This window comes from Bacillus sp. CPT56D-587-MTF (assembly GCF_058792335.1).
Genome location: NZ_JBYTEF010000001.1, coordinates 5,252,453 through 5,275,996 on the forward strand (window position 1 = coordinate 5,252,453; position 23,544 = coordinate 5,275,996).

General features: G+C 33.3%; 16 protein-coding genes and 3 pseudogenes. 7 read left to right on the plus strand and 12 right to left on the minus strand.

What is annotated here, in order from left to right:
* Positions 1–83: 83 nt before the first annotated feature.
* On the plus strand, positions 84–959 hold the full coding sequence (locus AC3WVZ_RS27310) for a TetR/AcrR family transcriptional regulator (protein WP_000659648.1): 876 nt from the start codon (positions 84–86) through the stop codon (positions 957–959).
* Between the two features lie 135 nt (positions 960–1,094).
* On the opposite strand, the pseudogene AC3WVZ_RS27315 reads toward AC3WVZ_RS27310, so the two are convergent.
* The 6 genes and pseudogenes from AC3WVZ_RS27315 to AC3WVZ_RS27340 form a co-directional block, all read right to left on the minus strand.
* Positions 1,095–2,464: pseudogene (locus tag AC3WVZ_RS27315) on the minus strand (IS1182-like element ISBth7 family transposase); the annotation flags it as partial.
* Positions 2,465–2,602: 138 nt separating this feature from the next.
* The gene (locus AC3WVZ_RS27320; protein ID WP_000055410.1) at positions 2,603–4,156 is read right to left on the minus strand and encodes an ABC-F family ATP-binding cassette domain-containing protein; all 1,554 of its coding nucleotides are present in this window, start codon (positions 4,154–4,156) and stop codon (positions 2,603–2,605) included.
* A gap of 156 nt (positions 4,157–4,312) precedes the next feature.
* Positions 4,313–5,251 carry a glycosyltransferase family 2 protein gene (locus tag AC3WVZ_RS27325; RefSeq protein WP_233935692.1) on the minus strand — a complete coding sequence of 313 codons (939 nt, stop codon included), beginning with the start codon at positions 5,249–5,251 and terminating at the stop codon, positions 4,313–4,315.
* An 83-nt stretch (positions 5,252–5,334) separates the two neighbouring features.
* On the minus strand, positions 5,335–8,013 hold the full coding sequence (locus AC3WVZ_RS27330; protein WP_233935694.1) for a YfhO family protein: 2,679 nt from the start codon (positions 8,011–8,013) through the stop codon (positions 5,335–5,337).
* A 348-nt stretch (positions 8,014–8,361) separates the two neighbouring features.
* On the minus strand, positions 8,362–9,777 hold the full coding sequence (locus tag AC3WVZ_RS27335) for an oligosaccharide flippase family protein (RefSeq protein WP_233935695.1): 1,416 nt from the start codon (positions 9,775–9,777) through the stop codon (positions 8,362–8,364).
* A gap of 97 nt (positions 9,778–9,874) precedes the next feature.
* Positions 9,875–10,855: a glycosyltransferase family 2 protein gene (locus AC3WVZ_RS27340; protein ID WP_065212362.1), complete on the minus strand. Its 981-nt coding sequence runs from the start codon at positions 10,853–10,855 to the stop codon at positions 9,875–9,877.
* A 225-nt stretch (positions 10,856–11,080) separates the two neighbouring features.
* Between AC3WVZ_RS27340 and AC3WVZ_RS27345 the strand changes: the two genes are divergently transcribed.
* Positions 11,081–12,358, plus strand: coding sequence for a glycosyltransferase family 39 protein (locus AC3WVZ_RS27345; RefSeq protein ID WP_063246473.1), 1,278 nt, complete (start codon positions 11,081–11,083; stop codon positions 12,356–12,358).
* Positions 12,359–12,435: 77 nt separating this feature from the next.
* Here the strand turns inward: AC3WVZ_RS27345 and AC3WVZ_RS27350 are convergent, their stop codons facing one another.
* The 3 genes from AC3WVZ_RS27350 to AC3WVZ_RS27360 form a co-directional block, all read right to left on the minus strand.
* Positions 12,436–12,792, minus strand: coding sequence for a DUF2304 domain-containing protein (locus AC3WVZ_RS27350; RefSeq protein WP_065212360.1), 357 nt, complete (start codon positions 12,790–12,792; stop codon positions 12,436–12,438).
* Between the two features lie 6 nt (positions 12,793–12,798).
* Entirely contained in the window at positions 12,799–13,527 is a 729-nt protein-coding gene (locus AC3WVZ_RS27355) for a glycosyltransferase family 2 protein (RefSeq protein WP_233935696.1), read from the minus strand.
* Positions 13,528–13,736: 209 nt separating this feature from the next.
* A complete protein-coding gene (locus AC3WVZ_RS27360; protein ID WP_000412126.1) occupies positions 13,737–14,249 on the minus strand; it encodes an acyl-CoA thioesterase in 513 nt (170 codons plus the stop codon).
* A gap of 298 nt (positions 14,250–14,547) precedes the next feature.
* Here AC3WVZ_RS27360 and AC3WVZ_RS27365 point away from each other — a divergent pair, with 298 nt between their 5' ends.
* On the plus strand, positions 14,548–15,861 hold the full coding sequence (locus AC3WVZ_RS27365; protein WP_233935697.1) for an ArnT family glycosyltransferase: 1,314 nt from the start codon (positions 14,548–14,550) through the stop codon (positions 15,859–15,861).
* A 208-nt stretch (positions 15,862–16,069) separates the two neighbouring features.
* Here AC3WVZ_RS27365 and AC3WVZ_RS27370 read toward each other — a convergent pair.
* The 3 genes and pseudogenes from AC3WVZ_RS27370 to AC3WVZ_RS27380 form a co-directional block, all read right to left on the minus strand.
* Positions 16,070–16,483: pseudogene (locus AC3WVZ_RS27370) on the minus strand (methyl-accepting chemotaxis protein); the annotation flags it as partial.
* A 339-nt stretch (positions 16,484–16,822) separates the two neighbouring features.
* A pseudogene (locus tag AC3WVZ_RS27375) lies at positions 16,823–17,374 on the minus strand (protoglobin family protein); the annotation flags it as partial.
* A 131-nt stretch (positions 17,375–17,505) separates the two neighbouring features.
* Complete coding sequence (locus AC3WVZ_RS27380; RefSeq protein WP_000924371.1) at positions 17,506–18,138, minus strand: trimeric intracellular cation channel family protein; 633 nt, start codon at positions 18,136–18,138, stop codon at positions 17,506–17,508.
* Positions 18,139–18,600: 462 nt separating this feature from the next.
* Between AC3WVZ_RS27380 and AC3WVZ_RS27385 the strand changes: the two genes are divergently transcribed.
* From AC3WVZ_RS27385 to AC3WVZ_RS27400, 4 genes are all read left to right on the plus strand, one after another.
* A complete protein-coding gene (locus tag AC3WVZ_RS27385) occupies positions 18,601–20,073 on the plus strand; it encodes an O-antigen ligase family protein (protein ID WP_063246329.1) in 1,473 nt (490 codons plus the stop codon).
* A gap of 95 nt (positions 20,074–20,168) precedes the next feature.
* A complete protein-coding gene (locus AC3WVZ_RS27390; protein WP_001221227.1) occupies positions 20,169–21,278 on the plus strand; it encodes a glycosyltransferase family 4 protein in 1,110 nt (369 codons plus the stop codon).
* Between the two features lie 21 nt (positions 21,279–21,299).
* A complete protein-coding gene (locus AC3WVZ_RS27395) occupies positions 21,300–22,040 on the plus strand; it encodes a WecB/TagA/CpsF family glycosyltransferase (RefSeq protein ID WP_000290748.1) in 741 nt (246 codons plus the stop codon).
* A gap of 214 nt (positions 22,041–22,254) precedes the next feature.
* Entirely contained in the window at positions 22,255–23,454 is a 1,200-nt protein-coding gene (locus AC3WVZ_RS27400; RefSeq protein ID WP_000521077.1) for an MFS transporter, read from the plus strand.
* Positions 23,455–23,544 lie beyond the last annotated feature (90 nt).

Consider the following 23,544-nt stretch of genomic DNA (forward strand, 5'->3'; position numbering starts at 1 on the left):
TGACCGTTCGGTCAATCGTCAATAAAAAGAGATGGTATAATACATTTATAATAAGATGCGAGATTAAATTTAGGAGAGAAGATATGAAAGAAAAAGAGCGTTTAATTATAGAATCGGCTATGAAGTTATTTGCTACTAAGGGTGTAAATGCGACATCAGTGCAGGAAATTGTGACAGCTAGTGGTATATCTAAGGGAGCTTTTTACTTATATTTTAAATCGAAAGATGAGCTTTTATTAGCGACACTTCGATATTATTATGACAAAATCCAAAAGAAAATGCTGGATATTGAACAAGAGTCTTTATTGCCACGTGAAAAATTTGCAAAACAATTACATTGTCAGTTTAATGATATACAAAAGCATAAAGAATTTATTATTATGCATGCGAGAGAAAATGCGATTCCGTTTAATAAAGAAGTAGAAGAATTTATGATGCGGATGAAGTTAGAGTCTCATGCATTTTATCGGAATAGTTTATTGTCCATTTATGGTGAAAAGGTTATGCCATATTTATTGGATTTAGTAATTATGGTAGAAGGCATATGCCGTGGGTATTTAGAATTAATTATTTTACAAGCACCAGAAATTGATTTATCGTATGTAGCTGCTTTTATTTTAAAAAGAGTAGATAATTTAGTAGATGGCTTAGTAGAATCTTCGGAAGAACCTATTTTACATGAAGAAAAGCTTGGAGAATTCCTTTGTAAATCAGAGCTTATTAAGGAACAAGTTAAAGAACATTTTTTAAAAGAGATTATTGTATTTAAGCGCACTTTAGCTGATCAATTAGAGGATGATGAGCTGTTGGTTACATTAGATGTTTTAGAGGCGGAAATACGATTGCTTAATCCAAGAATTCCGGTAATTAGAGGTATGTTAGCAAATTTAGAGGCGTATCCGGAATTAAAAGAATTTCGATTACGCCTTATAGGATACTACAATATAAAAAATTCTTAATAAAAATAAGTAAAAAACTCCTTGTCTACACAAGGAGTTTTTTCAGAGTGTTGGGAAACCCTTTAGGGTTCCCAACACTCTGGAATCTTTTTTGATTTTAGCGAATAAAAACAACATAAAATAATAGAATTTTAAAAAATAGCCCTCCACCTGACCCTTTTTGGTCAGGTGGAGGGCTATTTTTTTCATGTTTTGACAAGCTGCGGTGAGATAAGCTTGCATTTGGACAGACTTCAGCCCTCGAAACCGGGCATAGCGGTAGCCATGTAGTTCTTTGGCGTCTGCAAAGCTTCGCTCTATAGTGGAACAGCGTACTTTATACAACCTTTTCCCTGTAGCTGTTAGCTTGTTTTTTCTAGCAATATCCTTATATTTCTCCCACACATGATGAGTGATAACTTTTTGTTTTTGTTTCTTTGAAAAGCACACCTCACGTAACGGACAAACAGCGCAGTCTTCTGGATTCGATTTGTATTGACGGTATCCTTCACGATCAGTTGTTACATATTCTAGAATACATCCCATCGGACAAGCGAAAACATTCATTTCTTCTACATATTTAAATTGGCTTTTCGGTACTTCTTTATTCCGTTTTCCAAATCGGCGATACCCCATCACCATAAATATATTCCGTTCTGATAGTTTCTTACAGATATATCCTGTAAAATAGCCAGCATCAAGGGCAACAGCTTCTACTTTGAAGTCGAATTTATCAATCTGAGCTTGGAGGCGTGCTAAATACGGCTCGGAATCTGCCATATTTCCAGCCGTTACATAGGTATCTGTAATAATATTGTACTTCGCATCAGTCGTACGATGATCCAAGAAATGAAAACCATTTGGTTTTCCATCTCTCATTAAAAATCCACTATCTGGATCCGTTGTACTTATACGAGTTTTTTTGGTAGGGGTATCACTTTCCTTTCTAGGTTTTAATTCTTTTTTCCATGTACCTCACGATCTTCGATTACCGCAGCTTCTAGCTCGTCTATATAAAACTTTGCTTTTTCTTTTTTATATTTATGTACAAATTTATTTTTATTGGCATTGGCCTTAATATGTGTAGAATCTGTCATCAGTGCACGTCCTCCTACCATCCGGTGCTCCGTCGCTTGTCTCACAATCTCATCAAAAATTTCTTCGAAAATATTTGTATGAATAAAACGAGTACGACGATTCCAACTGATTGTAGAGTGATCCGGAATAGTATCCGATAGAGAAAACCCTAAAAACCAACGGTAGGCAATATTCGTTTTAATTTCCTTTTCCAATTGACGCTCAGAACGAATACCGTAAAAATATCCAATAAACATCATCTTAAATAAAACAATAGGATGAATGGACGGGCGTCCATTGTTTTCACAGTAATAAGGGCGTAACTTCTCTTCAATAAAATCAAAACTAATTGTCGCTTCAATTGCACGAAGGAAATGATCTTGTGGAACCAACTCTTCTACAGAAACAGATACACGCTCATCACGATGATTTTTTAAAGCACCCATCATAAAAAATCTCTCCTTTTCCTCTTTTTTATCAGTGTTGACACATAAAAAGAGGTTCAGACACAAAAACAGGCTGTGGAGAAGACTTTCTCCACAGCCTGAAAAAACTCCTTGTCTACACAAGGAGTTTTTTCTTAAAGACTACTTACTATTTTGAGACCATTCTTCAACATCCCAAACTTTTGTGATCCAATCTTCATAGAAGTCCGGTTCGTGACATACAAGGAGAATTGTTCCTTTATATGCTTTCATAGCCTTCTTAAGTTCCGCTTTTGCTGTAACATCAAGATGGTTTGTCGGCTCATCAAATAATAGCCAGTTACTTTCCTCACCCATTAGCTTACATAAACGAACTTTTGCTTGTTCTCCACCACTTAATTGACTTAATGGGCGAGAAATATGTTCATTTTTTAATCCGCATTTTGCTAACATCGCACGAATTTGATGCTGGTCTAGGCCAGGGAATGTATTCCATACATCATCAATTGGTGTTATATTATCAGCTTTAACTTCTTGTTCAAAGTATGCAGGCTCTAAGAAGTCACCAAGACTTGTTTTACCGCTTAAAGGTTTAATTTTACCTAAGATTGTTTTTAGCAACGTTGATTTACCAACACCGTTACATCCAACAATAGCAATTTTTTCACCACGTTCAATCGTCATTGATAGCTTTGGTAGTAGAGGATGCGTATATCCGATTTCTACATTTTCACCTTCAAAGACGAAGCGACTACTTGCGCGACTTTCTTTAAATGAGAATTCAGGTTTAATCGCTGTTTCTGGGCGATCAATAAGTTCCATGCGATCAAGTTGTTTTTGACGACTCTTTGCACGACCTGTCGTTGAATAACGAGCCTTGTTCTTTGCAATGAAGTCTTCTTGCTTTTTGATAAACTCGCGCTGCTTTTCATAAGCGTTTATATGTTGATTTTTATTGATTTCTGCTAGTTCTAGGAATTTTTCATATGTCGCTGTATAGCGTGTCATTTTTGTGAATTCTAGATGGAAAATAACATCAACACATTTATTCATAAATTCCGTATCATGAGAAATCAATAAGAATGCATGTGGGTATTCTTTCAAATAATTTGTTAACCAATGAATATGTTCAACGTCTAAATAGTTAGTAGGTTCATCAAGCAATAACACTTCTGGCTGTTCAAGTAATAGCTTTGCAAGCAATACTTTTGTACGTTGTCCACCACTTAGTGCTGAAACATCACGATCTAAACCAATTGCATCAATTCCAAGACCACGTGCAGCCTCTTCAATTTTCATATCTAGTAAATAGAAACCACCTGCTTCAAGTGCATCTTGTATTTCTGCCATTTGCTCAAGAAGTTCTTCTAGTTCTTCTGGTGTAGCAGTTCCCATTTTTTCTGTAACTTCATTTAAAGCTTTTTCCTTTTCGAATAACGGTAAAAATGCATCCGCTAGTACGTCACGGATTGTACGCCCAGGCGTTAAAACAGTATGCTGATCTAAGTAGCCATAATGTGTGCCCGGTGTCCATTCTACGCGACCTTGGTCATGAATAAGCTGACCAGTAATGATATTCATGAATGTTGATTTACCAACACCGTTTGCACCAACTAATCCAACGTGTTCACCTGCTAATAATCGCATAGATACATCTTTAAATAATGTACGATCGCCAAATGTATGTCCTAATTTTTCAACTGTTAATAAGCTCATAGTATCCTCCGTCCAACTTGAAATAGTACCTTGAATCATGATACTAAATTCTTTCATATAATGCCATCATTTCAAAATGTATATTTTTTCAAAAGAAGTGTTTGTAAATGTTAGTATATAAAAAAGTTACTTCTACCTACAGAAGTAACTTTTTGGTTATGCCTTTTGTTTAACTTCACTAACTTTCTTTTCAGCTACAATAAAATGCGGTCTACGTTTTGTTTCATAATAAATACGACCGATATATTCACCAATCACACCTAGGAATATGAGTTGAATACCGCCAATAAATAGTATAGCGGAAATGAGAGTAAAGTAACCAGGAACTTCCACACCACCAAGGATGATTTGAACGAACGTAGTGATTACGTATAAAAGTCCTAAAATGGTTGTTAGTAATCCGAGATATATAGATAGACGTAACGGTTTATTATTGAATGAAATTACACCATCAATTCCGTAATTTAATAATTTCGAGAAGGTCCATTTACTTTCTCCATCAGAACGTAATACATTTTCATATTCAATGATTAATTCGTTATAACCAATCCAAGAGAATAAACCCTTTGAAAATCGGTTGTATTCACTTAAAGACACTAAAGAATCCACTGCTCTTCGACTTAAAAGTCTAAAGTCACCAATACCATCTACTAATTCAATATCTACAAACTTATTCATCACCTTATAGTAAAGACGAGAGACGAAAGAGCGAACAGGTGAATCACCAGTTCTTGTTCTTTTTGCAATGACTTGGTCGTAGCCTTCGTTATATCCTTCTAACAATTCTTTTATTAACGTAGGAGGGTGTTGTAAGTCAGCATCCATAATAACAATTGCATCGCCTGTAGCATATTTTAAACCAGCTAACATTGCAGCTTCTTTTCCGAAGTTTCGACTAAATGATATATAGTGTACCGATGAATCTGCACTAGCTAAATCACGTAAAATATTTAATGTATCATCTTTACTACCATCATTAACAAAAACAAATTCATAATCGGTAGTTAATTTATGAATTTCAAGAGAAGTCTCTGAAGAAAAGGCACGAAGCACCTTTTCTTCATTGTAGCATGGTACTACTATTGAAAGGGTCATGTTAGGACCTCCTTAGGTGTAATTTTAAAGTGGGCATGAAGTAAAAGTGAAGAAATCATCTTCAACTTTTACTTCACTTCATTTTAATACCTTTTTTTAAAACGATTTTTTAATTTTGAATATCTTTTCGTATCTCCAAGAACTAGAAGCGAGATGCAAATGATAAATGAAATGATAGAAATAACGAGACCCATTTTGAAATAAGGTGTGACGTATTTCATTTCAACTACATGTTGCCCTTTGGAAATAGGAACGCCAATAAAGGCGGAATTAGCCTTCGTAAATTCCGTTTCTTTACCGTCAACTTTTATTGACCATCCTTTACTATATGGTACCGATAAATATAGTAATCCATCTTTAGTGGAATTAATATCACCTTTTAAGGAGTTACCTTCATAGTAAATGTTTTGTAGGCTATTTTCTTTTAAAGTATTTACTTTTTTCGGGACAGTCTGATAGTTAGTACTGTTGATTTGTAAATCTTTCAACTCATATTGACCAGGAGTAGGAAGAGAAATGATTAGCTCGGTTGGCTTTGCATCTTTTCCTAAGTTGTAAACAAATCTTTCTAGCGGATAAGCATAAGCTCCATCTTCATTACCTTTTATCATAGATTTGTCATTCACGGTAACCCCAAATGATTCCTTGTTTATATTTCTAATTTTAATTTCAACAAGAAGATCACCTAACATATCGTTATTATCAATAGGTACTATTATACGCCCATTTTCATGAACAGTGAGTATATCTTTCTCTTTCTCTATATTTTCCCACTTCATTTTATTTGGATTAATCTTAATTTGTTTTGAATCTAGCTGTTTTGTATTAAATTGTTTTAGTGGGAGACTTCCAACATCATTTACAACTACAGCATCTAATAAAAGTTGATCTTTCTCGGCAAAATTAAGTTTTGAAAATTCTTCATCACTTATTCCAGCTTCGTATACATAGCCTAATGGTAGTGCAAATTCATTTTTATAAATGTTGTAAGGACCTACTTGTTGTAAATGCTTATAACCATAAGGAATTTCGGTTTTATTAGCACCTTCACTTAGTACATAATATTTTACCCCTAGCATGTTCTCAAGGAATAATCGTTTATCTAACTGGAAGAACATAGATGGACTATCGTATCCTTGGAAAACATTGTACTTATTTTTCATAAAGTCATGAACATGATAATTGACTAAGCTTTGATAAGTACTTGTACCATGATAACCTTGCAACATCGGCGTATTTTTATAATTATTGTTTGGATTGATAATTCGATAAAAATCTTTATCTTGATTTTGTATATAACGAATTGCGTCAATTTCATCCTTATTATCAAGACCTGACCCGTGTAATGATTCTTTTGTCACGCCAGCTTGATTAAAGTGTTTACTAAGAGCAAAATCTGAATAGAAGTAATTAATAAATATTACATTGACGAGTACATTTAATACAATGAAACATTGTAAGGCTACTTTTGATAAATAGCGCCATAGTAATATTGTAATAATAGATAATACAGTAGTGCAAATTAAAATTTTATCAATTGTTTGTAGCGGCTGTGCATTTATATTTACTTTTCTATAGAATGCGTAAATAAATAATGTTGTTGCTAGCAAAGGACCTATTAAAGAATTGACCTTTTGTTTGTTGAGTAGCATCCAATCTAAAATGTAGGCGACAGTTTGTGCAACCACAAATGCAAATAAGTAAAACCATCTGTATTGCATGGCAGAAAAGCCATTAAATACGGAATACGTATATGGAAGCATATATAGCACTAACATAAACCCAGTAAAGATTAATTTATTTGTGATAAGTTTATTGCGTATTAGAAGCGCGCTAGTAATAAGGAAGAGGATGAAAACAGGGAATGCAAGCTGATAATCCTCTGTATTATTAATGAAAAAGATACTTTCCATTAAGTTTTTATAAAACGTACCTTCAAACAATAACGGTATAGTAAATTTTGTAGCGAGTCGATCGGAACTAAATACACCATTTACAGATGGTATAAAGCAAACAGCAGATAAACCTAGTGATAAAGCATATAGAAAAGCAATTCTAATATAATAAATTATAAATGTTTTAATTGTTTTGTTCTGCTGTGTAGCGAAATATTGGAAAAAGGCATAAATATAGATAAAAATACTAGTAATGAAAGCGAAATAGAAATTTGATGCAAGCATAAGTGCTGTTGCAAACAGGAATAACCCTTTTTTTCGCTCTAAAATATATTTATCTAATCCCCATATTACTAAAGGTAAAAACACTATAGCATCTGCCATGAAATCCCATAATAAAGAATGGCGAATGAAAGTTACACATCCTCCATATATAATGGCAGAAATGAAAGAAGAAAAAATAGTTTTATTGTGATAACGTAAAGAACCATACATGAATAACATAGCTAATGTACTCTTTAAAATACTCATATATAGTTTCATCTCAAAGATTTGGTCAAAATTTAGTTTAGGAAGTAGAAGCGTAAGCCAGAAAAATGGTGCTGTACTATAGTAATAACTAAATTCTCCGAATAAATCTCCACCTAAGCCATAATCCCAAGACCAAAATAAATTTCCATCTTTAAATGCGTGTTGTAAAAGGAATGTAAAGAAACTAAATTGTGATAATGCATCTCCTGTACTAGAAAATACATTGTCTGATTTTAGGAAAAAGTAATGAAAAGCAAATGCACATATTATTAATAATGGAATAATAATAAGTATGCTTTTAGTGAAAAATGTTCTTTTATTTACTTCTGAAGTCATTAAATAAATAAGCCTCCTTAAATGCAATTGCCACATTCTTCATCTCTGGATATCGTTTTAGGATGAAGAAAAACTGTGTATGAATCGGCGATTTTTAATAGTATTAATAAAGTGTTTATTGGTGCAATGTGTGGTAAATTTAGGGTGTAAATAGTTAATATTTACATGAAGAATTAACTATGAATTACCTTAATAATAGGTGTTGTACATCTAGTGCTGTTCGTTTCCAAGTATAATCATTCCAGAAAGGCAAGTCAATTTAAGATATAGATTGAAAAAGGGCTCATTTTCTAAGTGAAGAAGATAAAAATAAAAACTTCAAATTTGATTTGAAGTTTTTATTTTTATTTATTTTCGAGCCAGCTTTTTATTTATAAATCCTAAAATCAATCCGCGTATTTGTGGATCGATTGCAAGACCGATAATACCGTATAATATACCAGTAATTGTTAAAGCAACTAATGGCGGTAAGGTAATTAATATTGTACGGTATAGAATATAGCTGATGATAAAGGCTAAGGTATTGAATATAATCCCTTTAAATAGTAACGAGAAGCCTTTACGAACAAATAGAGTGAATCCGATTAATAACGTAATCTCGGTAAGGATAGCGGCAATAGCTGCTCCCATCATTCCGAACTGACTACCTAAGACGATGTAACTTATAACGGCAACAGCTAGTCCGATTCCCATTGTTGTTGCGCGTTTCCATTGTTGACCAATTGTCGTTAAATTATCAGCAAGTGGATAGTTAATAGATTGTAAAATGACCATAAAGGCTAAAATGGCAAGAGCATCACCAGCTGGCGCATATTCTTTGCCTAATAAAGTAACAATCCAAAAGCTTGGATCAGCGATAAATGGAATGGAGATTCCCATTCCTAAAAAAGACATCAGTTTTAATTCAAACTGAGATAGTTTTCTATGTTCATCAATATTCTTTTCATTTCCAAACGCAAATAATTTTGGATAAAAGGCTGCTGCAATTACACCAGGTATTTGATAAAGGACTGCAGGTATTTTTGATGCAGCTCCAAAGAATCCAACTTGCTCGTACGTCGAAACTTTTTCTAATATAATAGGGCCTAACTGCGGTAAAAGCATAATGATAATGCCATTGATTGTGAAAATCAGCAGTTGATCTAAAATCCCTTTGTCCCAGCCCTTATGAACTGTCGTATGGCGGAGTACCATTATGAAGGCGATGACTCCTGTTACAAGACTAGATATCCCATACATAGCAGCGACCGTCATAAGTGACCATTTCAACGACATTCCGAGTAGAAGCGCAGCTGCGGCTGTTACACCTTGTAGTACAGAAATAATCGCTGTAAATTGCATACGTTCTGTTACTTGGAAATAAGCCATTCCAACGCCTTGTAAAGTTGCTCCAAACATTGTTGGTAGTACAACCCAATATACCATGGCGAGTAGGTAGGCATCAGTATAGAAGAACTGAGCAAAAATAGCGAAGAGTACAGAAATTACGACAGCTAATACGAAACGAATGCGTAAATAACTACTGATTAGTACGCTAATATTTGCATCCTTTCTCGTTCCTTCACGCATAAACGTATGTGTCAAACCAGCATCTGTGAAATAACAAATAACAGCGGAAACTGCTAATGCAGTTGTGAACATCCCATACTCACCGGGAGAAACGTATCTTGCGAAGAGAATCGTTGCGATAGCAAGTACAAATCGAACAGTAATATTTCCTACAAATAGGTAGGAGGCATTTTTAAGAATCTTATTTGTTTTCATGAGAAAAAACCTTTCTATTCTTTAGGACCTTTTTCGTTTGTCCTATTTGTAAATTTGATTTGTTTACGGAAAGAGAGGTGAGTACTATATTTTCAGTTTAAGAAAACAGAAATTTAATTCGTACAAACCAAAGCATTGCATATAGTTTTTTACTACGCTTTCCGTTTTTTGAATAGATTTTATGGCAATATTTCTTTATATCTTTTTTGATTAATTGAACTTGGGCATTATTTAATTGAGAGTTTTCTTTAATGTATATACAAGCATTATTGATAACAGTATAAGGGAATAAATAAGTCTCAAGAATCTCAATAAGTGACTGAGGGTCTTTCGTAATGAAGTCTTGAGATTTGTTATGTACCCAATCTTTCATACGATTGAATACTTCCAACTCTTTTGTCGTTTTTAATTCATAATCTTTATACTTAGAAGAAAGATTTCCTTCTGATAAGATTCTATAATATGTTAAGTATTCATCGACATAGCATACATTTGTCACACTCATTAGTTTAAATAAAAACTCCAAATCTTCTCCCCAGCTACATCCTGGTGTAAAACGGATATTATGATTCATTGCGATAGAGCGTTTGAAAATCCAAGTACTTGTTTGAGCAACAACTTGGTGTGTTAAGAATGCTTTTGCCATATCACCTTTAATAAAGTTTGTTGTATGCTCAACCTTTTCGCCTGTTTCTTCGTAGAAATTCATATAACCACAATAGCACGCGTCCATGTTGTTTTTATGCATACTCTCGATTTGTTTCTCAATTTTAGTTGGATGCCATAAGTCGTCACTATCAAGGAAAGCCACGTATTCTCCGCTAGCATTTTCAATCCCTGTATTACGAGCTACTGAAACACCTTGGTTTTTTTGGTGAACGTATTTTACTTGACCCGGATATTTTTCCGCAAGATTTTTTACGATAGAAGGTGATTGATCTTTACTTCCATCATCTACAATTACAATTTCAATGTTTTTATATGTTTGATCCAGTATTGACTGCATCGTTTCTTCAATATATTTTTCTGTGTTATACAGGGGTATGACAACAGAAACAAGTTGTTTTTGTTCCATCATAGAATTTTTATCTCCTCAAATTTTTTATGTCTTGCACCATATATACAAGCCTTTTGAAAGGAAGAAGATTACAAGAACATCTGTATCAGTTTAACGCATATAAACTTTGTAAATCAACTTTCTATTATTGTACTTTGTATAAAAAGTATTTATTATAGAATATATTGTCTTGTAAAAATATAGAAATATAATTTGAAAATTATGTATTTGAAGGGAGAAGATGAGATGTTAAGGCGATTTACTCGCAAATCTAATGTAATCCTTTTAGGGATTATTATGATAATTGGTTTTGCGCTGCGTTTTGCAACTTTACAAACACATGGTGCAGATTTGACCCTAGCAAGTGATGATCTAGGTTATCAAAAAACGGCAACCATTTTATTGGAAACAGGAATGTTAACATATCATGAGCCGGATAAACCAACTATTCATATTATGCCAGCTTTTCCAGCATTTTTAGCTACTGTATTTTACTTTTTTGGAAATGGCAATGAAGGTCTTTTTGTAGCTAAATTAATTATTATCCTATTAGGGGTACTTAGTATTTTACTAACTTATAAGATTGGTACTTATTTATTGAATCCCGCTGCAGGATTAATAGGTGCTTTCTTATTAGCTGTGTATCCTCCAGAGATTGTTGTAGAAAATTTAACTTTAACAGAAGGACCGTTTCTATTCTTTTCATTGGGATTATTATATTGGAGTTTAAAATTAGCTGATACTCATAAAACGAAACATTTTCTAATTGTATTAATTTTCTACTTTTTAGCATTGTACTTACGCGTACAAGTTGCTTTATATCCAATACCATTATTTATATATCTCTTAATGAAGCGCTATCCATTCCGCGTTATGATGAAGCAAGCGATTATAAGTATAGGAATAGGACTTATTGTACTTGGACCATGGTGGGCCCGCAATTACATTCAATTTGATAAGTTTATTCCACTAACTGCTGGGGCAGGGAATCCATTATTACTTGGAACGTATCAAGGTAAAGGTTACCCAGAAGGTAAGAATATGGCAGAACTTGAAGTAGAATTAAACGCAAAGTACCCTAATCTGGAAGCACATAAGTTTATGGAATTAGAAGAAAAAATAGCGAAAGATAGAATGAAAGAATGGTGGAAAACAGATAGGAATTCCATGATAGAGAGTTATTTAATCTTGAAGCCAGAAATTATGTGGAAAAAACCGTATTATTCTATAGAGCATAATATTGAAGTATTCAATGTTTCTGCAAAAGATATGAATGAAATACATAATTTTATTAAGACGATGTTTTTAATATGTACGATACTTTCATTTATCTTCCTTCTAAAAAGGTGGAGAGAGACTACATTTTTATGGTCAATTCTTTTACTGCAAACAGCTTTGACATGTTTTTATGCCGCATATGAAAGATATGCATTACCATTAATTCCATTTTTATTTATTATAATTGGAGTAGGAACCGTGGCAACGGTTATGAAAATTAGTAAATTATTAATTAGCAAAAAATAGTTTGAAATAAAAAAACATCTTAATTTTTTAAAGAAATTAAGATGTTTTTTTATATATATTCATATTTGAATGGAAAGCTATTTGTTATCAGTTTCAGTTTTTGTTACGTTTAACTTTTGCTTTAATAACGCATAATCTTGCGTTATTGTTACAAGTTGATGGTGTAGCTTAGAAATTTTTCTTGTTAGGTCAAAAATTAAGATGAAACAGAATAATAATCCAAATAAGAATAAGATGGATGGTGGATATTCTACTTTTAATAGTTTTCCAATCCAATTTATAATTTTATCAGTAGAACTTAAAATAGCCATTGCAACACAAACAAAAATCCATAAAACGGCATATTTTGTTTCTAAAGCCCCGCGACGAATAGAATTAATAATTAAGAAGAATAATAACAAAATAAAGATGAATGAAAAGGTAATTATATGCATTCACTATCAACCTTTCACGATTTTTTGCATCAATATAGCAAGACTTACTTTAATCATGTAATATGCAGATTTAAGAGGTGTGATGGAAGATTGTCCACCTTGTCGTTCTTGCATATTTACAGATATCTCATTAATACGAAGTTTTTTCTTTTTTAAATGAATAAGAACTTCTGGCTCTGGATAATCTTTTGGATAATTGTGCGCAAAAATCGTAATTACTTCTCGATTGATAGCACGATATCCAGAAGTTGGATCCATAAATGTTTGTTTCGTTAATACTTTCAGTAGGGCAGTAAAATAAAAAATACCGATTCTTCTTGAAATACTACCTTTGTAAGCTGTTTTTTCTGTAAAGCGTGAACCTAGCACCATATCACATTGACCTTCAGCAATAGGCTGAATAATTTTGTATAAATCATCCGGATTATGTTGTCCATCAGCATCGAACTGAATTGCAATATCATATCCATTCTCATATGCGTATTTATAGCCAGTTTGTACCGCAGAACCGATGCCCAGATTATATGGTAGATTAATAAGATGATCAGGGAAATTTTTTACGATTTGAGCTGTTTTATCTTGTGAACCATCATTAATAACGCAAATGCTTAACGCTGTAAAATGTTGTTTTAGTTCTAGTAATCTTGTTAATGTATCTGCAATTGCTTCTTCCTCATTATAGGCTGGAATAATAATCAAAGTTTTTGGTATTGAAATTGGTACCTCGATAGACATTACCGCACCACCCCTTACATATTTAACTATATTATGGTTATTTATAAACAACTTTACTTAATATACCATTAAAAGTATAAGAAAATAAAGGAAAAACTGATGGGTGATTTTAGGGGGAGGCCACTGAATACAAAGGCAAGCGATAGTATTTTTTATAATAAAAAATACATGCAAGGAAGAGCCTGTGCATGTACGATGAGAAGATTATGTTAAATATTCCAAGGCTTACTTAAAGTTAAAACTTCAGCCATCTCTTTACTTTTTAAACGTCCTTTTTTTCGGTTTTCCGCGCGTTCTAAACCGGTTGTGTGTAACCAATGTTCTTCCTGAGTTTCAGGGAGTACTTGTGGTACGGACGAAGGTTTTCCATCTTTTATTGCTACAAATGTAATGAAGCAAGTAGCAGCAATTCTACGCTCGCCTGCTAATAAATTTTCTGCAATTACTTTTACGAAAACTTCCATTGAAGATTTCCCTGTATAACATACGAATGCTTCATAACAAACAGAATCAGCTTGGTGAATTGGAGTTAAAAAATCAACTGAATCAATAGATGCTGTTACGCAATGTTTACGACTATGTCTTGCAGCCGCAATTGAAGCAATACTATCAATTTCTGCTAATAATTTCCCCCCAAAAAGTGTTTGGTGATTATTTAAATCGTTAGGAAAAACACGTGTTGTCTTAATTGCTTTAGATTCTCGCATGAATTTCTTTTCCATATATTCAGCCCCTATAGTCTGTTTTCAATCAGAATAATATGTGTAAGCTTAGTACTCATATTAGATATTTAATGAAGTAAAGTGTAGTCCAAAAGAGTATTATTTAAACTTCTGTATTTGTATTCATGTAACTGAAAGAAAATTTATTTTATCTAAAATGTAGTGTAAAAGAGGATTCGCTTACATTGCAAGTAAAAAGTAATGACTATGTATTTGTCATAGAAATTCTCTATCAGCCGTGTACCCATTCATGATAGAATCGTTTTGTTATGAATGGAAATAGAGGTGCAATGGACATATGAATCATATACAAACAAATTTTTCATCTTTCTTCAATAAAATTACGATCGGTGCGATGTTCGCATTTTTTGTTTATAGTTGTTGGGCAGCATTTGAGACAAGTAAGCAATTCTTTGGAGGAAGTACAGCAAGTGTAACAATCATATTGGCAATTTTCGTCATACTCATTTTGTTAGTGGCATCAATTCTACAATATCGTTTCACAGATAAACAATTTCTTGTTTTTCTTATAAGTATATCTATAGTTGTGAGGCTTAGTATGCTGTTATTTGTAGATGCTCCAATAATTGGTGATATGAAAGTGATGTATGAGTCTGCAAAGCAGATTGCAATTGGTAATAATATAGGGACTGTCACTCATTTGCCTTTTATTATATATGAGTCAGTAATTATTCGTATATTTGGTGATACATTATTCGCTTTACAACTATTTAATGTGTTATTTTGCGCAGGAACTGCATTTTTTATTTATCGTATTGCAGCAATGGTTTTTGGAGAAGAATGCGGGCGTATTGCTTCTATATTTTATGCTCTGTATATTCCAAATATATTGCTGAGTTCCGTATTAACTCCTGAGTCACTTGCAATATTTTTATTTTATTTTGCTTGTTACATACTTTTATATAAAGGGTTAGATCATCCTTATATGTGGGTGTTTTCAGCGGTTTTATTTGCATTTAGTAATATGATTTTTCCAATGGGATTATTTCTTCCTATTTTTATCACGGTATATGTATTATTAATTGAAGTGTCTCAATCAGCAACGAAACAAAAGGTGTTACTAAAGATGGTAGGGATACTTATTCTATTTTATAGTACTCATTTTGGTGTGAATTATGGAATTAAGGCAATGGGACTGTCACAATATACGATTGCGAATGAGACGTATGTTCAATCTGTTTTAATTGGAAACACGCAATATGAAGAAAAAATATCGAAAAATCAAAGTGTAACAGAGCATATTGATCAAAAGTTAAAAGAGATTGAGGGAGAAAGATTTAAACTTTTAGAACCGATGATAAATCAGTTTTCAGATGAGGGAATAAATTCTATTCTTTTCAAATGTGAAAAACTGATATATATAGCCGTAACATTGTTTATGACTATAGCTCTATTACACTTCCTTATTAAGAAACAACAAAATGAGGGATATATGTTGTTCTTATTTTTAATTAGTGGATACGTATTGTTAAAGCTCTTCCAAGTAGATATGGCATATTACAATGTAATTATGCCAGGATTGTTTATTTTGCAGAGCTTTGGTGTTTATATGAGTTATGTGTATTGTCAAAAAATATTTTTCAGAAAATAAAAAGAATCCATTCTGGATTCTTTTTTTGATGGAAGGTGAAATTTAGTAGTCAGTGCAGATGAAAAGTATGCCTGACCTAAATTTTATCCCGTTATTTTCCAGGTAGTAAGCCCCCCACCTCAAAATCAGCGAAAGCAAAGAAGTTAGGTGGGGGCGGACCGCCTGTAAAAGCCCGATTGTTGAGGGCTGATTAAAGTTTCACTTTATCTTATCGATTTAGTTCTAGTTGTAAATTATCGGCTGTTAGAGCCATTTGTGAGGAATCATCTTGAATTTCTTTCATTACTTGTGAAATAGCTTGTAGCTCATGTTCAATTTTCTTATTCTGTTCTTTTGAGTTAGACATATCTTTTACAATTTCTTCGAAGTATCGATCTGTTGCCGACATACTATCCGTTCCTTCTGATACGAGAGAGCTAATTTGTTTCACGGAAGACGAGACACGGATAATTTGTTCATTTGTTTTTTCGACGAGCTTTGTAACGTTAAAGATAGATTCTTTCGTTTGCTCTGATAATTTTCGTATTTCACCAGCAACAACAGAAAACCCCTTCCCAAATTCTCCAGCACGTGCAGACTCGATAGCAGCATTTAGTGCGAGTCAATTTGTTTGCTCCGCGATTGATTTAACGATATCTATGATTTCGTTAATTTTGTTAGAAATATCAAGAAGTTCATGAGTATCTGTAATAATTGTTTCCATATTCATTTGAATAGATCCCATTCGTTTGTTTTGCTGGTTTAATTGTTCTTTCCCTTTATTCGCTTTTTCTTCAGATGTTGTAGCTAATGATGTACCTGTTTTAGCAATCTCTACAATAGTTTCAGACTTAGCGGTTAGTTTTTGAATAGAAGAGCTTGTCTTTTCAGATACAGCAGCTAGTTCTGTTGCGATATGCGTAATTGTCATAGCAGTTAATTCTTTTTCTTTCTCATGCTCTTTTTGCATTCTTTCATATTCAGATTCATAAGCTGCAAGAACAAGTTCTTGTTCAAGAGTGAATAATTTATTTATGACATTTATAGAATAGGAAAAATCATCGATTGTTGTTAATTTTGTTTGTAAAATCTTCATGATAGAGCGGAATAATTCTTGATAAGCAGCAGTATACCATTTTCGATGTAAACCAATTTGTACATGCCTTTTGGCAATCCTAACACGCTGTTCAATAAAATCTTCATGCATATTGCCGCTGAATAATTCTTTAATATGTGTTTTTAAAGTTTGTTTTAGTTTTGGAATAGAGCTGTAACGCTCAATAATAGTAATTAAATTAGGTTGTTTTGTAATGTTGGCATAGAATTTTTCAGTAATCCAATCAATTTCTGCATAAATAAAAGGCTGTAGTACTTTTACAACTTGTAAATCTTCTTTTGAAATATGTAGCATATCCATTTGAATTTTTAATTCAGAATTAGTAGGTACATTAAAAGTTATTTGTTGGTCCTTACTTAATTCGATTATACTGGCATTTGTTTTATTAATATTTTTTTTGAAAACCCCAAGCATCATTCTTCCCCCTGTATATAAAACGTTTTCAATTTTAAAACTAATATAGAGTAATTATATATGCTTATATATAATTACTCTATATTAGTTCGTTGAATAGTATATAAATTAAGAGAATTCTATCTAGAATTCTCTTAATGGCCTTTATTAATTTTAGCATGTGTTTTAAAGAAAACAGGGAAATGCACATTATATATTACAGTGACGACACGAATAACGAATGTTACTAATAAACAAACATAGAAAGCTAATACGTGCGCCCCCATAGCGTGTGTGATTAGGAAGCTAATTGCTCCTAAGATAGAAGCGATTGCGTAAATTTCTTTTCGGAATACGTAAGGGATATCTTGAGCACAAATGTCACGCAAAATACCGCCTCCAATACCTGTAATGACTCCCATTGAAACAACTAGAAATGAGGCGTCAACATGATGTGACATTGCCGCATTTGCACCAATAGCTGTAAAAACGCCTAAGCCAACAGCATCAGAAAGCATAATAACGACTTGAAGTTTATTGATGCGCTCAAAAAACATACAAGTAAATAATGCTGATAATACACTTACGAAAAAGTAAATGGGTTTTACAAATGCGACAGGGGGCAGGTTACCAATCATGATATCACGAATAATACCGCCGCCGAGCGCAGTAGCTACAGCTAAACAAAGGACACCAAATAAATCTAAATCTTTTTTTAAACCAACTAATGTACCAGAAATGGCAGCGGCGATAATGCCAAGAAACGTAAATATATCGATTAATAACATGGCCTTAATCCCTTCCTCTTAAAGATGTTCCAGAGAAAAAATATACACTAAAGTATTGGAAATAACAATTACTTTTCGTTACATGTAGAAAAACGGATAAAATACATAAAGAAAGCGTTTGAAAATGTTTAGGGGAAAATGAAGCAAAGTTAATCTTTAGTTGTAGGATAGCCGAGTAGATGTCATTTTGTAATTATTAAATTTTATATATTAATACAAGGATTAATAAATGTTACTATAATGCTGATAATAAGTGAAAGGGTGTTAGATAGTTTTTATAGAGATAGGGAAGGATAGCTAAAGGATAATATTTTCTATTGTTACTTAAGGTGGAGTGGCTAGTTTCGGTATAAAAATAGTTCTCAATTTAAATATGAGTTATGTTATAATTGCTAGGTGTGTTTTAACGATAATAAATTATGATTAAAAGATAATGTTAAGATTTTGTATGGAGGTCTTGGAATGTTAGCAAATCAAGCTAGGGTTAGATTTGAGCATTTTTTGCTCTTTTTTATTATTTTACAGCCTGTTTTAGATTTATTAACGTCTCTTAGCATCACTTTATTAAAGTCAAATGCTACCGTTGGGATTTTAGTAAGATTCCTTATTATGGCTGTTGGTGGTATTTACATTTTAATTCAGGCAAAAGAGAAGGAAAATAGAAAGTTTTTAATTTACCTTATATTATTAGCCGGAGTTTTAGGGGTAGGATTTATTAATAACAAAATAGTTAAGGATCCTATTGTACTTAGTGAAGAAGTTAAATTCGTTGCGAAAGCATTATATATATATATTATGCTGGGGTCATACATTTTAGCTTTAAAATCATTGAAAAAGACAGTTAATATTAGTGATAAGGTTCGAAATAGTATTGTATATTCTACATTAATCATTAATGCAATTATGGTTATTTCTATTTCAACATCTACTGACTTTGGTAGTTATGAATGGATGAAGGTTGGTTCTCGAGGTTGGTTCTATGCAGGGAATGAACTAGGTTCAATCTTAGCTATTATTTTCCCTATTGTGGTACTATATTCTATTCAAAAAACAAAGAGCTGGAAACATATTTTATATTGGATTCCATCACTTTTAATGATTTACTCTTTAATTCAAGTTGGTACGAAAGTAGGAATGGGCTCAATTGGTGTTACGTTAGCGGCAGCAATCGGAATCATTGTACTACAATTATTATTTGATAGAAAAAACCCAAACAAAAAATCTCTTGCACTTAACGCAGTAATTGCTATTATCCTATTAGCCGGTGTAGTTGGGTCGTTTAAACAAACACCATTAGCGCAAAATATGGGTATTCACAATAACTATTTAACAGAGCAAAATGTAGCACAACAAGATCAAAAAGAACAAGAAATTAAAGAGAAGCTGAAAAAAGAACAAGAACTTAAAGAAAAAGAAGAAAATCACCATAAAGTTGAAAAGCCAGAAGAAAAAGCGAAGATAGAAGTAGAAGTTAAGAAAGAACTTGAGAAAGAACAAAAGAAAGAAAATCAAGAAAACCTTATTTTCAGTGGACGTCAAGTATATGAAGAAAGACATAAGCAGTTCTTTAAAGAAGCGCCAATGTCACAAAAGTTATTAGGAATGGGTTATGCAGGTAACTTTAAATACAATGAACAAAAGCAGCCAGATCCAAAACTAATTGAAATGGACTTCCATGATTGGTTTTATGATTTCGGAATTATTGGCTTTGTATTACTAATGATTCCATTTATTTATTACGGGCTAAGAATTCTACTAGCATTTGCTACGAGATTTAAGGACATATTTAATATAAAATATGGAATGATTTCAGCAAGCTTATTGTTAGCGTTAGGTATTGCTTATATTGCAGGACATATTTTAACAGCACCAGGAGTTGGAATTTACTTTGTAGTGGTGTTAGCTTATCTAATAGTAGACCTAGAAATTGAATGATAAAAATAAAAGCTAACTTTTGTTAGCTTTTATTTTTTAGGACAGTAAAATAAAAATAGATGGAAACGTAGCGAGGATTTAAAGGAGGAAAAAATATGAGAATATTGCATATGAATGCAGGAGCAGAAGATGGGGGAGGGAAAACACATATTATTTCACTTCTCGATCAGTTTCCAACTGGTGAAGTAGAATTAGCAGTATTTGAAGATGGAATTGTTGCGAAGGAAGCAAGGGAGTTAGGGATAAAAGTCCATGTGTTTTCACAAAAATCGCGCTATGATTTATCCATTTTAAAGAATATAAGTGAATTTATTAATAAAGAAAAATTTGATGTAGTTCATACACATGGCCCCAGGGCTAATTTCTATGTTTCTTTAATGAAAAAGAGAATAAAGGCAAAATGGGTAACGACTATTCATAGTGATCCGTTTCAAGACTTTACTAAACAGGGCTTAAAAGGTTGGATTTTTACGAAATTAAATTTGAAAGCCTTAAAAAATATAGACTTATTTTTCGTTGTAACGAATAGATTGAAAAAAAGCCTGGCAGCATTAGGTATTTCAAATGAAAAGATGCATGTTATTTATAATGGAATTGAATACGATAAGGAAAAAGCAGAAGGTTATAATAAAAAAGAAATGTTCAATATTGATGAAGATGTATTTACGGCAATCCAAGTAGCACGATTACATCCTGTCAAAGGACATGAAGTTTTATTCGATGCGTTACAACAAACAAAATTAGAGAAAATTAAAGTATTATTAGTTGGCGATGGCCCATTAGAAGAAAATCTAAAGTCATTAGCTACTGAAAAAGGGATTAACGATAAAGTAGAGTTTTTAGGACATCGTCAAGATGTAAAACAATTATTTGCGTCGTCACATGTAAATTTATTAACTTCCCATAGTGAAGGGTTCCCACTAGTTTTATTAGAAGCGGCAAATCAACGCGTACCATCAATTGTGACTAGGGCTGGAGAAATTGAACCATTAATCGTAGATGAAACTTACGGATGGATTGTGCCAACAGGTGATGGAAAGGCATTGGCATTAGCTTTAGAAGAAGCGTATGATAAGTGGAAAACTGGAGAGTTAGCAGCAATGGGTAAACATATTTATGAGCATGCTACTATGAACTTCTCACTTCAAAAACTATATGAAGATACAAAGGAAACATATAAGCAATTAATAGCGAAAAACTTGTAATGATAGAGAGGATAGTTAACTATGGCAGTACAAACAGTTGATATTCTAGGCGTTCCTTTTTCTACAATGACAATGGATGAAACGGTCCAATATTTAAAAGAACAACTAGAAGCGGAGCGAACTCATACGTTTCAGGTAGTAACAGCAAACCCTGAAATTGTTATGTGCGCAAAAAAGGATGAAAAGTTCTATCAAACATTATTGAATACAGATTTAATTACACCTGATGGTATTGGGGTTGTAAAGGCAAGCGGGATGCTTGGTACACCTTTAAAAGAACGTGTAGCAGGTTTTGATTTAATGTGTAATTTACTTGCGAAGTTATCAGAAGATAGTAAGCCGGTATCTGTTTTCTTATTAGGTGCAAAGCCGCATGTTGTACAAGCTGCAGCAGATCATTTAACAAAGACATATTCAGCTGTATCCATCGCCGGTATACAAGATGGTTATTTTAAACAAGAAGACGAAGAGAATATTATTTCTCGCATTCAAGAAGCAAAACCAGATTTATTACTTGTTGCACTTGGTTTCCCGAGACAAGAGAACTTTATCCAAAACAATAAGCATCGTTTAGAAACGAAAATGGCTGTTGGAGTGGGTGGAAGTTTAGACGTATGGGCTGGAGAGGTAAAACGTGCACCAAAATGGATTCAAGCGATTCATTTAGAGTGGTTTTATAGATTATGCAGTAATCCAACACGCTGGCGTCGTCAGTTAGTATTAGCGGAATTTTTAAAAGAAGTAATGCGTTCGAAAAAGTAGCGAAATATCGCTGCTTTTTTTATTTGTTCATTTTTAATAAATTGAAACTTTAATTAGTGAGGCATCCCCACTGATTATTAGCTCTCACCAATCGGGATAGACGTTTTACTTTTTGGGAATGATGAAGGAGAATTTTTTACACAAAAGTATTTTACTTATACAATTCACACATGTAAAATGATGTGTAAAGACACCTGTGTGAGGAGGACTTCTAGTGGGCAAGGTAAAAGAAATTTCGAAGCGCAAACTACTTGGTATAGCTGGGCTTGGATGGCTATTTGATGCAATGGATGTTGGAATGCTTTCATTTGTAATGGTAGCCTTGCAAAAGGATTGGGGATTAAGTACGCAAGAAATGGGCTGGATAGGCAGTATTAACTCAATCGGTATGGCAGTAGGAGCGCTTATTTTTGGGATACTATCAGATAAAATAGGGCGGAAATCAGTCTTTATTATTACATTATTGTTATTTTCTATCGGTAGTGGTTTAACCGCATTAACAACAACACTTGCAATGTTTCTCGTTTTACGCTTTTTAATTGGTATGGGGCTTGGCGGAGAGCTTCCAGTTGCCTCTACACTAGTATCAGAGAGTGTTGAAGCGCATGAGCGTGGGAAAATTGTTGTGTTATTAGAAAGTTTTTGGGCAGGTGGATGGCTAATTGCAGCTCTTATCTCGTATTTTGTTATTCCTAAATATGGTTGGGAAGTTGCGATGGTATTGAGTGCAGTTCCAGCACTATATGCTTTATATTTAAGATGGAATTTACCGGATTCCCCAAGGTTCCAAAAAGTTGAAAAAAGGCCATCTGTTATTGAAAATATAAAATCAGTTTGGTCTGGGGAATATCGTAAAGCAACAATTATGCTATGGATTCTATGGTTTTGTGTTGTCTTTTCCTATTATGGAATGTTCCTTTGGTTACCGAGTGTAATGGTGCTAAAAGGATTTAGTTTAATAAAAAGTTTCCAATACGTACTTATTATGACATTAGCTCAACTTCCAGGATATTTCACCGCTGCTTGGTTTATTGAACGTCTCGGTCGTAAATTTGTTTTGGTTACGTATTTAATTGGGACAGCTTGCAGTGCTTATTTGTTTGGGGTTGCGGATTCATTAACAGTATTAATTGTGGCAGGTATGCTACTATCCTTCTTTAACTTAGGTGCTTGGGGAGCATTATACGCCTATACACCTGAGCAGTATCCAACGGTTATTCGTGGTACAGGTGCAGGGATGGCAGCAGCATTTGGTCGTATCGGTGGTATCCTTGGGCCACTATTAGTGGGATATTTAGTTGCCTCAGAAGCTTCACTATCATTAATATTTACGATTTTCTGTGGATCAATTTTAATTGGTGTATTCGCTGTAATAATACTTGGACAGGAAACGAAGCAACGAGAATTAGTATAAAGTGAAAATTTAAACGTATCCTGGATCGTTTATCATCCTACACTACTTGTCTCTTTATAGGCAGTTAGTACGGGATAAAGGGGAGAGGAA

Excerpts from the sequence above, each read along its gene's own strand:
- AC3WVZ_RS27340 (WP_065212362.1), bottom strand. The coding sequence starts at position 10,855 with ATGATGGAACAAAAACAACTTGTTTCTGTTGTCATACCCCTGTATAAC.
- AC3WVZ_RS27320 (WP_000055410.1), bottom strand. The coding sequence starts at position 4,156 with ATGAGCTTATTAACAGTTGAAAAATTAGGACATACATTTGGCGATCGT.
- AC3WVZ_RS27350 (WP_065212360.1), bottom strand. The coding sequence starts at position 12,792 with ATGCATATAATTACCTTTTCATTCATCTTTATTTTGTTATTATTCTTC.
- AC3WVZ_RS27395 (WP_000290748.1), top strand. The coding sequence starts at position 21,300 with ATGGCAGTACAAACAGTTGATATTCTAGGCGTTCCTTTTTCTACAATG.
- AC3WVZ_RS27325 (WP_233935692.1), bottom strand. The coding sequence starts at position 5,251 with ATGACCCTTTCAATAGTAGTACCATGCTACAATGAAGAAAAGGTGCTT.
- AC3WVZ_RS27385 (WP_063246329.1), top strand. The coding sequence starts at position 18,601 with ATGTTAGCAAATCAAGCTAGGGTTAGATTTGAGCATTTTTTGCTCTTT.
- AC3WVZ_RS27390 (WP_001221227.1), top strand. The coding sequence starts at position 20,169 with ATGAGAATATTGCATATGAATGCAGGAGCAGAAGATGGGGGAGGGAAA.
- AC3WVZ_RS27335 (WP_233935695.1), bottom strand. The coding sequence starts at position 9,777 with ATGAAAACAAATAAGATTCTTAAAAATGCCTCCTACCTATTTGTAGGA.
- AC3WVZ_RS27310 (WP_000659648.1), top strand. The coding sequence starts at position 84 with ATGAAAGAAAAAGAGCGTTTAATTATAGAATCGGCTATGAAGTTATTT.
- AC3WVZ_RS27355 (WP_233935696.1), bottom strand. The coding sequence starts at position 13,527 with ATGTCTATCGAGGTACCAATTTCAATACCAAAAACTTTGATTATTATT.
- AC3WVZ_RS27360 (WP_000412126.1), bottom strand. The coding sequence starts at position 14,249 with ATGGAAAAGAAATTCATGCGAGAATCTAAAGCAATTAAGACAACACGT.
- AC3WVZ_RS27345 (WP_063246473.1), top strand. The coding sequence starts at position 11,081 with ATGTTAAGGCGATTTACTCGCAAATCTAATGTAATCCTTTTAGGGATT.
- AC3WVZ_RS27330 (WP_233935694.1), bottom strand. The coding sequence starts at position 8,013 with ATGACTTCAGAAGTAAATAAAAGAACATTTTTCACTAAAAGCATACTT.
- AC3WVZ_RS27365 (WP_233935697.1), top strand. The coding sequence starts at position 14,548 with ATGAATCATATACAAACAAATTTTTCATCTTTCTTCAATAAAATTACG.
- AC3WVZ_RS27380 (WP_000924371.1), bottom strand. The coding sequence starts at position 18,138 with ATGTTATTAATCGATATATTTACGTTTCTTGGCATTATCGCCGCTGCC.